Source organism: Hoeflea sp. AS60 (assembly GCF_038900115.1).
GTDB lineage: Bacteria > Pseudomonadota > Alphaproteobacteria > Rhizobiales > Rhizobiaceae > Hoeflea.
In genome coordinates, this window is the sequence record NZ_JBBMQP010000001.1 from 170135 (window position 1) to 183311 (window position 13177).

The 13177-nt window shown below is 59.2% G+C and carries 11 protein-coding genes; 2 read left to right on the forward strand and 9 right to left on the reverse strand.

The features are described 5' to 3' along the window. Nucleotides 1–4: 4 nt before the first annotated feature. Nucleotides 5–1228, forward strand: a complete 1224-nt coding sequence (locus tag WNZ14_RS00735; RefSeq protein ID WP_342866706.1) for a glycosyl transferase — start codon at nt 5–7, stop codon at nt 1226–1228. Between the two features lie 86 nt (nt 1229–1314). Here WNZ14_RS00735 and katG read toward each other — a convergent pair whose 3' ends face one another. After that, the gene (katG, locus tag WNZ14_RS00740) at nt 1315–3519 is read right to left on the reverse strand and encodes a catalase/peroxidase HPI (RefSeq protein ID WP_342866707.1); all 2205 of its coding nucleotides are present in this window, start codon (nt 3517–3519) and stop codon (nt 1315–1317) included. Between the two features lie 255 nt (nt 3520–3774). Here katG and WNZ14_RS00745 point away from each other — a divergent pair, with 255 nt between their 5' ends. Next, a complete protein-coding gene (locus tag WNZ14_RS00745; RefSeq protein WP_342866708.1) occupies nt 3775–4692 on the forward strand; it encodes a hydrogen peroxide-inducible genes activator in 918 nt (305 codons plus the stop codon). 75 nt (nt 4693–4767) lie between these two features. Here the strand turns inward: WNZ14_RS00745 and recQ are convergent, their stop codons facing one another. From recQ to WNZ14_RS00785, 8 genes are all read right to left on the reverse strand, one after another. Then, complete coding sequence (gene recQ / locus WNZ14_RS00750; RefSeq protein ID WP_342866709.1) at nt 4768–6627, reverse strand: DNA helicase RecQ; 1860 nt, start codon at nt 6625–6627, stop codon at nt 4768–4770. 203 nt (nt 6628–6830) lie between these two features. After that, nucleotides 6831–7178, reverse strand: a complete 348-nt coding sequence (locus WNZ14_RS00755; RefSeq protein ID WP_342866710.1) for a RidA family protein — start codon at nt 7176–7178, stop codon at nt 6831–6833. Next, entirely contained in the window at nt 7175–8302 is a 1128-nt protein-coding gene (locus WNZ14_RS00760; protein WP_342866711.1) for an FAD-binding oxidoreductase, read from the reverse strand. Before WNZ14_RS00760 ends, WNZ14_RS00755 begins: the two co-directional genes overlap by 4 nt. Beyond that, entirely contained in the window at nt 8299–9321 is a 1023-nt protein-coding gene (locus WNZ14_RS00765) for a histone deacetylase family protein (RefSeq protein WP_342866712.1), read from the reverse strand. The genes WNZ14_RS00760 and WNZ14_RS00765 overlap by 4 nt, the downstream gene beginning before the upstream one ends. Beyond that, nucleotides 9318–9803, reverse strand: coding sequence for a GNAT family N-acetyltransferase (locus tag WNZ14_RS00770; protein ID WP_342866713.1), 486 nt, complete (start codon nt 9801–9803; stop codon nt 9318–9320). Before WNZ14_RS00770 ends, WNZ14_RS00765 begins: the two co-directional genes overlap by 4 nt. A gap of 2 nt (nt 9804–9805) precedes the next feature. Continuing rightward, complete coding sequence (locus WNZ14_RS00775) at nt 9806–10732, reverse strand: 3-keto-5-aminohexanoate cleavage protein (RefSeq protein WP_342866714.1); 927 nt, start codon at nt 10730–10732, stop codon at nt 9806–9808. A gap of 12 nt (nt 10733–10744) precedes the next feature. Continuing rightward, nucleotides 10745–12091 (reverse strand): aspartate aminotransferase family protein, encoded by a 1347-nt coding sequence (locus WNZ14_RS00780; protein WP_342866715.1) that lies wholly within the window; start codon nt 12089–12091, stop codon nt 10745–10747. Beyond that, nucleotides 12088–13176 carry an ABC transporter ATP-binding protein gene (locus tag WNZ14_RS00785; RefSeq protein ID WP_342866716.1) on the reverse strand — a complete coding sequence of 363 codons (1089 nt, stop codon included), beginning with the start codon at nt 13174–13176 and terminating at the stop codon, nt 12088–12090. The genes WNZ14_RS00780 and WNZ14_RS00785 overlap by 4 nt, the downstream gene beginning before the upstream one ends. Nucleotide 13177: the final 1 nt, after the last annotated feature.

Below are 13177 nucleotides of genomic sequence, written 5' to 3' on the forward strand. Positions count from 1 at the left end.
CCCAATGGCCGACTTTCACCAGAATGGCAGCGTGGCAACTCTCCACAACCTCACCCGCATGCCGCTGGAGATGATGGAAGGCCAGTTGCGCCAGTTTTCCGCCACTCGAAAAATTACCCTTATCCTGCCGTCACTGATGTCGGAGCTTGGCCGGGATGCCCTGTCCAACATTCTCGATGAATTGAGTGGCGCCAGCTACATCAACCACATCATCATCGGACTTGATCAGGCCAATGCGGAAGATTATCGGTTTGCCCGGCAGTATTTTTCACGCCTGCCGCAGAAGCACTCAATCCTCTGGAATGACGGTCCACGGCTCAAGGCGATCCACCAGAAGCTGGAAGATGCGGGTCTTGCGCCAAATGAGCCCGGCAAGGGGCGCAATGTCTGGTACTGCATCGGCTACGCCTTGGCCTCACAGAACGCGGATGTTGTGGCCCTGCATGATTGCGACATCACCACCTATTCCCGCGAGATGCTGGCACGTCTGGTCTACCCGGTCGCCAATCCGGCTTTTCCCTATCAGTTCTGCAAGGGCTACTATCCACGTATCGCAGATGGAAAACTGAATGGACGGGTATCAAGGCTTCTGGTTTCACCGCTGCTTCTGTCGATCCAGAAGGTCTGCGGCCACCTCGACTACATCGAATACCTCAAGGGGTTCCGCTATCCGCTCGCCGGCGAATTCGCGATGCGGGCCAGCATGCTGCCCGACATGCGCATTCCATCGGACTGGGGATTGGAGATTGGCGTTCTGTCAGAGGTCTGGCGCAACCTGTCGAACCGATCCGTGTGCCAGGTGGATATTTCGGATGCTTACGACCACAAGCACCAGGAACTGTCCAAGGCCGACGCGACGCAAGGGCTGTCGCGTATGTCGGTCGACATTTCCAAGGCCCTGTTCCGCAAACTGGCAACGGACGGCGTAGTCTTCAATCAGGAAACCTTCCGGACCATCAAGGCAACCTACTATCGCACCGCGCTCGATCTGATCGAGATGTATCACAATGATGCTCTGATGAACGGTCTCTACACCGACCGGCACCAGGAAGAGGAAGCTGTGGAGTTGTTCGCAGCCAATATTGTCGCCGCCGGCCATATCTTCCTCGAAAATCCGATGGAAACGCCCTTCATCCCAAACTGGAGCCGTATCCAGTCGGCGGACCCTGACCTGCTGCGCAACATGCATGAAGCGGTCGCGGCTGACAGCGCCGACACTGCGACATAGCTAGACGATCAAAAAACAGACCCAGCGTTTGGCCTCAGACGCAAACCGGGCGCGAACAGAATCCTGTTCGCGCCCAGCTTTCTTGATTAGGCTACCGCGAGATCGAAGCGGTCTGCATTCATCACCTTGGTCCAGGCTGCCACGAAATCCCGGACAAACTTGTCCTTGGCATCGCTCTGGGCATAAACCTCGGCGATGGCGCGCAACTGGGAGTTCGAACCGAACACCAGATCAACGCGCGTGGCTGTCCATTTCAATTCGCCGGTCGCACGATCACGACCTTCGAACTCTTCTTCGTCCTCATCGACAGCCGTCCATTTGGTGTCCATACTCATCAGGTTGACGAAGAAATCGTTGGTCAGCGTACCAGGGTTTTCAGTCAGAACGCCGTGCTTGGATTCGCCATGATTGACACCAAGAACACGCAAGCCACCAAGAAGAGCCGTCATCTCAGGTGCAGTCAGCGTCAGCAGCTGAGCCTTGTCAATCAGCAGCTCCTCGGCCGCACTCGTGTATCTGGTCTTGAGGTAATTCCGGAACCCGTCAGCTGCTGGCGCGAGAACATCATAGGATTCAACATCAGTCTGGTCCTGCGATGCATCCATGCGTCCTGGAGCGAACGGAACCTCGACTGTCCGGCCCACGGCCTTCGCAGCCTGTTCGATACCGACGGATCCCGCCAGAACGATCAGGTCGGCCATCGAAATCTTCTTGCCGTCTGAACGGCCGTCGTTGAAGGCCATCTGGACCTCTTCGAGAGCGCCCAGTGCCTTGGCAAGCTTCGCAGGCTCGTTGGAATCCCAGTTCTTCGCCGGCTCAAGACGGACACGAGCGCCGTTTGCACCGCCGCGCTTGTCGGATCCGCGGAAGCTCGAAGCCGAAGACCATGCCGTGGATACCAGCTGAGCAACCGACAGACCAGATGCGGCAATCTTGGCCTTCAGGTCAGCAATGTCATTGGCATCGACCAGCGGATGGTCAACCGCAGGGATCGGATCCTGCCACAACAGGTCTTCTGCAGGCACTTCCGGGCCGAAATAGCAGGTCTTGGGACCCATATCGCGGTGCGTGAGCTTGAACCAGGCTCGGGCAAACGCATCGGCAAATTCGGCAGGGTTCTCATGGAACCGCTTCGAAATCGGTGCGTAGATCGGGTCGAACCTGAGCGCCAGGTCTGATGTGAGCATCGACGGCGCGATGCGCTTGGAAGCATCATGCGCAGACGGAACAGTGCCAGCACCGGCACCATCCTTCGGCTGCCACTGCCATGCGCCCGCTGGGCTCTTGGTCAGCTCCCAGTCAAAACCGAAAAGGTTGTCGAAGAAATGGTTGCTCCACTCGGTCGGCGTCTGCGTCCAGGTCACTTCCAGACCACTCCCGATCGCGTCAGCGCCAAATCCGGTTCCGTGTTTGCTGGTCCAGCCCAGGCCCTGCTCTGCAATGCCTGCAGCCTCGGGATCAGCTCCGACCAGTCCGGCGTCACCGGCGCCGTGGGTCTTGCCGAATGTATGACCACCGGCGATCAGCGCGACGGTTTCCTCGTCGTTCATCGCCATGCGGCCAAAGGTGTCGCGAATATCCCGCGCCGACGCCAGCGGATCCGGCTGGCCACCGGGACCTTCAGGGTTCACATAAATGAGGCCCATCTGAACTGCGGCCAGAGGATTTTCGAGATCACGCTCGCCGCTGTAGCGGGTCTTGTCGTCGAGCCATGTTTCTTCCGAACCCCAATAGATATCTTCTTCCGGCTCCCACACATCGCGGCGTCCACCGGCAAAGCCGAACGTCTTGAAGCCCATCGATTCCAGCGCGACGTTGCCGGTCAGAATCATCAGATCCGCCCAGGAAATCTTGTTGCCGTATTTCTGCTTGATCGGCCAGATCAGCCGGCGCGCCTTGTCGAGATTGACGTTGTCGGGCCAGCTGTTGAGCGGCGCAAACCGCTGCGCACCCGAGGTCGATCCGCCACGACCGTCAGCTGTGCGGTAGGTACCGGCGCTGTGCCAGGCCATACGGATGAAAAATGGACCGTAATGTCCGAAGTCGGCTGGCCACCACTCTTTCGAGTCCGTCATCAGGGCATGGAGGTCCTGCTTCACCGCCGCCAGGTCGAGTTTCTTGAACTCTTCAATGTAGTTAAAATCCGCATCCATCGGGCTGGCCGCGGGCGAATTCTGATGCAGCATGCTGACATTCAGCTGGTTCGGCCACCAGTCGCGGTTCTGCCGAATGCTCATATTGGTTGCGCCATGCGCCACGGGGCATTTGCCCACTTTTGGAACGACATTCATTGTTTTCTCCGATCCTGCCTGTTTCGTTTGGTCCAGATGGCTATTGCCAAATTTTTTCCGGAAGGCGGTAAGCCGTGTGAAAATGGCTCAAACCGCATCGCTGCGTCCGGCCCATGGACGTTTGTCCAGGAACCTGCCTGCCACTGGGACAGGCAATAGGAATCAGCGATATCTCCTCCATGTGTCAATTCAGTGTAGCAAAGCCATGTCATTGGGATAAGTTGTTTTTATTGATCACTCTGATAATTTGAAACTATGAGAAATCTGACACTCAAACAGCTACGCTACTTCGAGGCGCTGGCGCAACATGGCCACTTCGGTCGTGCAGCGAATGCCTGTTCTATCTCCCAGCCGGCCTTGTCGGTGCAGATCAAGGAGCTTGAGGAAACACTCGGAACCGAGCTGTTCGAGCGTGGCGCCCGGCAGGTCAGGCTTTCAAACTTCGGAGAGGAGTTTGCAATCCGCGCTCGCGGAATCCTGCGTTCAGTCGATGAACTGGGCGAACTGGCTCGTGCTTCACGGGATCATCTGGTTGGACGCCTCCGGATAGGCGTGATCCCGACCATAGCCCCCTACCTGCTGCCCGATATCATCACGAAGCTGACCTTCGCCAATAGCAACATTGATATCCAGATCCGCGAGTCGCTCACGCCCATTCTGGTCCGCGAACTGGCTGACGGTCGTCTCGATGCAGCAATCGTTGCCCTGCCGGTTTCGGAACCTTCATTGACCGAGGTGTCGCTGTTTGAAGAAAATTTCGTTCTGGTTCGCCCGGTCGGTGACGAGGACAAGCCTGTGCCCGGTCATGAAGACCTGCGCGAGATGAAACTTCTTCTGCTCGAGGAAGGCCACTGTTTTCGCGATCAGGCTTTGTCCTTCTGCGACATTCAATCGTCGCGGCCGCGGGAAATGCTCGATGCGAGTTCGCTGGCCACATTGGTGCAGATGGTCGGCGCCGGTCTGGGAGTGACGCTCATACCGGAGATGGCAATCGTGGTGGAAACCCGTTCCGCGCCGGTTTCCATTGCCCACTTCAAAAGCCCACAGCCATCAAGAACCATTGGCATGATCTGGCGCAAGACAAGTCCGCTTTCCAGACAGCTGTTACAGATATCCGAGATTGTTCGCCAAGCGACCCTAGCCCACGGCAAGACTGAACGATTGGGTTCTTAGCGCGAGAGACTGATCTACGGCTTCAAAGCACAACAAAGACAAGAGCTTTTCCACGTACAAAACGTGATGGAGCACCTATCTCTGGTGCGCCTGAATCACCTTCAGGAAGGCATCCCCGTAACGCTCCAGCTTTGACTGCCCTACCCCGGAAATGCCGAGCAGCGCTTCGCGATCCTCTGGCCGGTTGGTTGCAAATGCCACCAGCGTCGTGTCCGGAAAAACCACATAGGGCGGCACCGACAGCTCCTTGGCGATCGCCATGCGTGCCGCGCGAAGCGCCTCGAAGAGCTCCATGTCAGCTTCTTCCAGCGCGGATTTTGCAGTCGATGAACTTGACGACGCGCCACGTGCCGCCTTTCCCTTGGTCGGGCGGTCCTTGCGAAAGCGCACCTCGCGCTCACGCTTGAAAACGGCGCGAGCATCTGGCCCGAGCTTCAGCGCGCCAAAGGCTTCGTGATCGACACTGACCAGGCCGCTAGCCAGCAGTTGCCGGTAGACCGACTGCCAGGTTTTTGCCGGAATATCTTTGCCTGCGCCGAACACCGGCATGTCGACATGACCAAAACGGCTGGTCTTGTCGTTCTCGTTGCCCGTCAGAACATCGATCAGGTGCCCTGTGCCGAAGCGCTCGCCGGTGCGGTAGATAGCCGCCAGCGCCTTGATCGCAGCATCGGTTCCGTCCCAGGTTTCAACCGGCTTGATGCAGGTATCGCAATTGCCGCAATTGCCCTGATGCGCCTCGCCGAAATGGGAAAGGATCGCCTGCCGACGACAACCCGAAGTCTCGCAGATGCCAAGCAATGCATTGAGCTTGGACCGTTCCACCCGCTTGATGTCTTCACTCGACCCGCCACCATCAATCATCCGTCCGCGCTGAATGACATCAGCCATGCCGTAAGCCATCCAGACATCGGATGGCAGACCATCACGCCCCGCGCGACCGGTTTCCTGATAGTAGGCCTCGACCGAGCCTGGCAGATCCAAATGGGCGACGTAGCGGACGTTCGGTTTGTCGATGCCCATGCCGAAGGCAACGGTTGCGACCAGACAGAGACCCTCTTCCTTGAGGAAGGCGTCCTGATTGTCATCGCGAACCTCACGCGCCATCCCGGCGTGATAGGCGCGGGCTCGGACGCCCTGCTTGTTCAACCATTCCGCCGTGTCCTCTACCTTGGCGCGTGACAGGCAATAGACGATGCCGCTCGAGCCCTTGTGGCGTTCAAGGAATCGCAGAAGCTGCTGGCGCGGCTGGTCGCGCTCGACAATCTCGTAGGCGATATTAGGACGGTCAAACGACGTGGTGAAAACCTTGGCTGATCGGAGCGCCAGCTTGTCGATAATGTCTTCACGGGTATGGGGATCAGCGGTCGCCGTCAGCGCCATCCGCGGCACGCCCGGATAGGCCTCGCCAAGATCTCCGAGTTCGCGGTACTCCGGCCTGAAGTCATGGCCCCATTGGGACACGCAATGCGCCTCATCAATCGCAAAAAGCGAAATCCGGGCATTGCCGATCATGTCCTTGAAGGCGGGCGTGACAATCCGCTCAGGGGTCACATAGAGAAGATCAAGTTCGCCGCTGGCAATCGCGCGGCGAACATCCATGAACTCCTCGCGCGTCAGCGAGGAATTGAGCGCTGCCGCACGAACACCCAGCTGCTTGAGCGCCTCGACCTGGTCACGCATCAGCGCAATCAGCGGCGAAACCACGATACCGACACCATCACGGCAAAGCGCCGGGATCTGGAAACAGAGCGATTTCCCGGCGCCGGTGGGAAACAGCACCACAGCATCACCGCCCGATACAACCTGATCGACCACCTCTGCCTGCCGCCCCCGAAAAGCCGGATAACCATAGACCCGCTTCAGGATGGAAAGGGGATCTTCAGCACCGTTCGTGGCAAGCATAGGGTCGGCAAGATTTGGGGATTGCGGCATGGAATCGCTTTCTTGGGAAGACCCGGACTATGGCACAGATTCCACCTGGGTCGCGAGCATTTCCAGACGTCCTCAGCACACCGCGCATCAAAACGCCGCGCATCAATGGTGACGCGCGGCGTTGGCATGTCAAATCACCCGATAGCCATTTGGCTGGGATCGGGAGCCGGAATCAATGCCTCGGCATCTACCGGCCTTTGAGGTCAGATCGCTGCGATGCAGATGATCTCTACCTTGTACTCAGGTGTGGCCAGCCTGGCTTCGCCAGTGGCGCGCGCCGGTGCATTGCCCTGCGAAACCCAGCCATCCCAGACAGCGTTCATTTCGGCAAAATCATCCATCGATGCCATCCAGATCGTGGTCTGCAGGATCTTGCTCTTGTCAGAGCCAACCGACGCCAGCAGCCGATCAATGTTGGCGAGGATGTCCTGGGTTTGCACGGTGACGCTTGCACCGGCAGTGCCGACCTGGCCGGCCAGGTAGACCAGACCGCCATGGACAACAGCCTGGCTCATGCGTGGGCCGGTTTCGATGCGTTTGATATCACTCATGTGTTTTGTCCTTGTTGTAATTTCAATACCGCCCGACCGGGGCTGAGCGCTTCTATTACGGTCTGGCCCAACGGCGATAGTCGTCCAAGACACAAATCCGCAGCAAGTTGCGACAAAGCGGGCGCCGTCTGCATACCATAGCCGCCCTGCCCTGCCAGCCAGAAGAAACCATCCACGTCCGAGGCGAAGCCAACCACGGGCGTTCTATCCGGAGCAAAGGTGCGCATGCCGGCCCACGTATGCTCGACCCTCGTGACCGGAGTGGTCACGGCCTGCTCGTAGCGGTGCAGCCCCTCGGCAATTACCATGTCGTCGGCCCAGACATCATGCGGCTCGACCGGATCTTCATCCGCCGGCGAGATCATCAGCTTGCCTGCTTCCGGCTTGGCATACCATTGATCGCCCGCATTGGCGAACAGCGGCCAGCGGTTGATGTCATGGCCATCGGGCGCCGGGATCAGCACAGCAGAACGCCGCAAAGGCGCCAGACCCGAAGTACGGACACCGGCCATCCGGGCTACGGCATCCGCCCAACCACCAGCCGCATTTATCAGCACCGGCGCTGTGAAATCTCCCGCTGGCGTGATCACGGTCCAGATCCCATCGCGGCGGGTAATCGACTGAACCGGAGCACCGGTGACTATGCTACCGCCAAGGCTCCGCAGCTTGCGAGCAAAGCCCTGCAACATGCGATCAACATCAATGTCCTGCGCGTCCCATTCAATCGCAGCGTCGGCGATGGCGTCTTGCCGCAGAATCGGAACAAGCTCAAACGCCTGGGCCGGCGACAATCGTTCCAGACCCTCGCTGCCATCGAGATAGGCATTGAACTTGGTCAGATCCTCATCTGTCGCCAGCAACATTTCGCCACGGGGCGATAGCAGACTGGTTTCGGAAACACCTTCCGGCGATGCCAGGAACGGTGCCGACGCCGCATTCAGTGCCCTCAAGGTGGCATTGCCGTAGTTGCGAATGAAGATCGCCGCCGAGCGGCCAGACGAATGATGGCCGATAACCGGCTCGGCTTCGAGCACGGTGACGTTCGCGTCAGGCGCCAGGCGGGCCGCTGCGCTGATGCCGGCAATGCCGCCGCCGATCACCAGAATGTCGAAATTCGTGCTCATCCTGCCTGATACCCGTTGAGAAAGCTCGTCAGATTGTCGCCCAGATTGGAGGACAGATAGCCGCCTTCCTGTACGATGACTGTTGGCAGGTCCAGTCCCGCAACCGCCGAAGCAATCTGCGCAAAACCCGGCGTCGTCACCTTGAAGCCATGGAACGGATCGTTCTCATGCGCGTCAAGCCCAAGCGCCAGCACCAGCACATCGGCGCCAAAAGACCGTATCCGGGCCAGCGCCAAATCCAGTGCGTCAAGATAGTCTGTATCCCCCGTGCCACGAGGCAATGGCAGATTAAGATTGTATCCCATTCCCTCGCCCTCCCCACGCTCCGCGGCGTGGCCCCAGTAGAACGGATAGAACCGTGCCGGATCGGCGTGGATCGAGACCGTCAGGACATCACGACGCTGGTAGAAGATACCCTGGGTACCGTTGCCGTGATGCACGTCGACGTCGAGAATTGCCGGACGGCGGCCGGCTCGCAACAGTGCCTGTGCCGCGATCGCTGAATTGTTGAGAAAGCAGAACCCGCCGGCCAGATCGCCGAACGCGTGGTGACCGGGCGGACGGCACAAGGCATAGGCCTGAGGCTCGCCTCCGAGCACCGTGTCCACGGCACCCAACGCCGTCTGCGCTGACCAATAGGCAGATTGCCAGGTTCCAGCAGCAATCGGACAGGACGTGTCAGCCTGGTGGAAGCCCGCCTGTCCGGCAGCTGAACTCGGATAGCTGGCGGTGCGCCGGTCGGGATGGATATTCGGGACCACCTCCTCGGAAGCCCCCTCGGTGCGCAGCCAGCGGCCATGAATGGTTTCAAGAAAGGTCAGGTATTCGGGCGAATGGATCTCCGCGATCGGGCCCACCCCATGATCAGTCGGCGCAACGAAATCACACCCGGCCGCCCGGGCGCCGCGGCTCAACTCCTCGATGCGTTGCGGCTGCTCGGGATTGGCCGAGAGCCTGCCATTTGCCATGAAGTGCTTCGGATCATGCGCCCATTGACGCTCATGGAAAATCGCCTTCATGCCTCATCTCCCAGTGACTCGTATGCCTTGCCGGCCAGCGTCATGAATTGGGTATCGGCGGCCGGGACAAAGCCAATGCGCTCATAGAAGGCCAGCGCTTTTGGATTGTCTTGGTAGACACCAAGCCGGATGAAGCCCGCATCCCAGGCAACGATCCCGGCCTTGCGAACTGCGGCCAGAAGCCCTTGGCCAAGCCGCTTGCCTCGCATCTGTTCAGCCACCCAGAGATCGGAAACATAGATGCCAACCGATCCATTGACGGTCGAGAAGAACGGCGAATAAGCCGCTGCGCCGACAATGGTTCCGTCTGCGGCCTCCGCCAGAAGCGCATGGAAAACCGGGTTTGCACCGAAGCAGAAGCGAGCAATTTCCGCTTCGCCGGCACGATGCTCGTCGCCCATGTCGGACGACAGCTGACTGAGCACCCTATTCAGGTTTGCAACATCTGCTGGCACTGCCTGCCTGATTTTGATCTCATCCATCCTCAAAACCTCACCCTGTCCTTGCCTTTCAGCTCCAGCATCGCTCGTGCCTCATCGGGCGTTGCTACCTCGCGACCGACGGCTTCGACGATCTCGCGCACCATCTCCACCTGCTCGGCATTGGATTTGGCGAGTTGACCGCGCGCGATGTAGAGATTGTCTTCGAGCCCCACCCGCACGTGGCCGCCCATAGTTGCGCCGAGCTTTGCCAATGCCATTTGCTGGCGACCGGCTGCAAGCACCGAAAACATGTAGTCGTCACCAAACAGGTTGTCGGCGGTTTGCTTCAGATATGCCAGATGCTCGGGCTCGGCAGCCACTCCGCCCAGTACTCCCATGACGAACTGGACGAAGATCGGAGCCCGGATAAGTCCTCGATCCACAAAATGTCGCAGCATCTGCAGATGGCTCAAATCATAACATTCGAATTCGAACCGCGCCCCGCGCTCCTGCCCCATCAGCCGAAGCACGCTTTCGATGTCCCTTGGCGTGTTCTTGAAGACCAGATCATCAGACTCGCGCAGAAACGGTTCTTCCCAGGCATGCAGCCATTCGGTGCGTTTGCCGAGCATCGGATAGAGCGCGAAATTCATTGTGCCCATGTTGAGCGAACACATCTCCGGTTCCGCTGCCAAAGGACCGGCCAGACGCTGTTCCATTGTCATCACCGCGCTGCCACCGGTGGTGAGATTGACCACGGCATCGGTCGCTGCCTTGATGGCAGGCAGGAAGGCCATGAAGTGCTCGACGGCAGCCGATGGCTGCCCGTTCTGCGGATCGCGGGCATGCAAATGCAGGATTGCAGCGCCTGCTTCTGCGGCGCCGATAGCCTGCTCTGCGATCGCCTCGGCGGTCACCGGCAGATACGGCGACATTGAAGGCGTGTGAATCGAGCCGGTGACGGCACAGGAGATGATGATTTTCGACATGCAGATCTCCGGTCAGACCGTCTCGACCGCAAGTCCGGCCTTGGCGGCGAACTTGTCGAGCGCCGTGGTCAGCATGTCGATGATTTCATCGACTTGACCTTCAGTGATGATCATCGGCGGGCAAACCAGAAAATGGTCGCCCTCTATGCCGCCCCGCGTGCGCCGCGAATAGATGATTAGGCCTTCCGCGTAGGCAAGTTCCACCAGTTCGAGGTAGGCATTGAGCTCCTTGGGCAGCGGCTGCATCGTCTGCCGGTCTGCCACCAGCTCAAAGGCCAGCAGCAGGCCTTCGCCGCGCACATCGCCAATGAAGGAAAACCGCTGCATCAGATTTTCAAGCCGCGCCTTGAGCAACGCACCGATACGGGCAGCATTCTGCATCAATCCGCCGGCTTCGATTTCCTCGAGCACGGCCAGACCCGCGGCACAGGCCTGCGGGTTACCGGCATAAGTGTGACCATGCAGAAATCCGCCGGCATCGAGGACCGGATCGATCAGCCGGTCCTGAGCAATCATCGCGCCGAGCGGAGCGTATCCGGCACCAAAGCCCTTCGAGATCGCGATGATATCTGGCTCGACGCCGAAATGCTCGGCGCCCATGAATTTGCCAGTGCGGCCTCCCCCCGACATGACTTCGTCATGGATCAGTAGCACGCCGTATCGGTCGCAAATCTCGCGCACCGCCTGCATGTAACCGGTCGGCGGAATAAGCGCCCCGGTAGACGCGCCGCCAATGGGCTCCTGGATGAAGGCCAGCACGCTGTCTGGCCCCTCTTCGATAATCTTCGCTTCCAGCATCGACGCGTAATGGGCGCCAGTCGCCGGATCATCAATCGCCAGACCATCGAGATAGGCGCGGGGCGCCGGGATCTTCGGCATCGCCCGCATCATCGGAAGAAACGGATCGGAGAGCGGCGCGTATCCGGTCAGCGCCAATGCACCCAGCGTGGAGCCGTGGTAGCTCGGATCACGCGAGATCACCTTCCAGCGCGATCCCTGACCGACCGTCACCGCATATTGGCGCGCCAGCTTGATCGCGCTTTCGACTGCCTCCGATCCACCGGAAACGAAGAACACCTTTTCCATGCCTGCAGGCGAGAGCGAGGCCACCTTGCTGGCGAGCTGCTCGCTTGCTTCGGTTTCAAAATGCAACCTGTAGCCGAAAGTCGACTTTTCCATCTGCCGGCGCATGGCATCCAGAACCCGGGGATTTGAATGGCCTATATTTGAGACCATGGCACCGGACGAGCCATCGAGATAGCGTTTGCCGTCGACATCCCACATATAGACGCCGCGGGCTTCGGCCAGAACCGGCCGTCGGGCGCGGGTCTGGTAAAACAGATGGCTCTCGGGTTTCACGAAAGGCTCCCCACCGGAAGCGCAGCACAGTCCTTGGCGCGGAACTGCAACACCACCTTTGCGCCTGTGGCAAAGGGGTGGTCCTCGATCATGTTGATGGCCTGCATCTGATGATCGCCTACACGCACGAAGTAACGCGCGGACTGGCCTTGGTAATCGACATTTTCGACGATTGCATCGACCGCCAGCATACCATCAGCGGGCGTTCCTGGAGCTCTCAGGTGCAGCTTCTCAGCACGGATCACCAGCCGCACCGGTCCAGCACCGGAAACTCTCGGAGCGCGATCCTTCGGGATTGTAATTTGCGGAAAATCGGCCAGTTCGAGCGCGATGTCGCCACCAGAAACGCTCTTGCACTGCGCAGAGAGCAGGTTCGAGGCGCCGAGGAACTTGGCGACAAATTCGGTCGCGGGCGTATTGTAGACTTCTTCCGGCGCACCGATCTGCTCAACCCGACCTTCCGACATGACGATGATCTGGTCCGACATCGCCAACGCTTCGGTCTGGTCATGGGTGACAAACACGGTGGTCACTCCGATGCTTTGCTGGATGCGCTTCAATTCAACCCGCATGTCCTCGCGGAGGTTGGCATCTAGCGCCGAAAGCGGCTCGTCAAGCAGCAGCACGTCAGGCTCAATCACTATGGCGCGCGCCAGCGCTATGCGCTGCTGCTGGCCACCGGAAAGTTCCTTCGGATAGCGCCCTCCGAGATCGGGCAATTGCACCAGTTCCAGCGCCGCCGCCACTTTGCGCTTGGCGTCATCCTTTGAGACATTGCGATAATTGAGGCCGAAGGCGACATTCTCTGCAACCGTCTTGTGCGGAAACAACGCGTAATTCTGAAAAACGAGACCCAGGTTGCGCTTGTGAATAGGTACATCATTGACCCGTTTGCCCTTGATGGCGATTTCGCCCTGGCTGGGGTCGAGCAGGCCCGCGATCATGCGCAACGTTGTTGTCTTGCCGCAGCCAGAGGGCCCGAGCAGAGTGACGAAACTGCCCTCCGCGATATCCAGCGACATCTGGTGCACGGCGGTATAGTCGCCAAAGCGCTTGACGATATTGCTTAAGGATACGGCGCTCACA

Coding starts and splice junctions, on each gene's coding strand:
- WNZ14_RS00775 (WP_342866714.1), bottom strand. CDS start 10,732: ATGTCGAAAATCATCATCTCCTGTGCCGTCACCGGCTCGATTCACACG.
- WNZ14_RS00770 (WP_342866713.1), bottom strand. CDS start 9,803: ATGGATGAGATCAAAATCAGGCAGGCAGTGCCAGCAGATGTTGCAAAC.
- katG (WP_342866707.1), bottom strand. CDS start 3,519: ATGAATGTCGTTCCAAAAGTGGGCAAATGCCCCGTGGCGCATGGCGCA.
- recQ (WP_342866709.1), bottom strand. CDS start 6,627: ATGCCGCAATCCCCAAATCTTGCCGACCCTATGCTTGCCACGAACGGT.
- WNZ14_RS00755 (WP_342866710.1), bottom strand. CDS start 7,178: ATGAGTGATATCAAACGCATCGAAACCGGCCCACGCATGAGCCAGGCT.
- WNZ14_RS00760 (WP_342866711.1), bottom strand. CDS start 8,302: ATGAGCACGAATTTCGACATTCTGGTGATCGGCGGCGGCATTGCCGGC.
- WNZ14_RS00745 (WP_342866708.1), top strand. CDS start 3,775: ATGAGAAATCTGACACTCAAACAGCTACGCTACTTCGAGGCGCTGGCG.
- WNZ14_RS00765 (WP_342866712.1), bottom strand. CDS start 9,321: ATGAAGGCGATTTTCCATGAGCGTCAATGGGCGCATGATCCGAAGCAC.
- WNZ14_RS00735 (WP_342866706.1), top strand. CDS start 5: ATGGCCGACTTTCACCAGAATGGCAGCGTGGCAACTCTCCACAACCTC.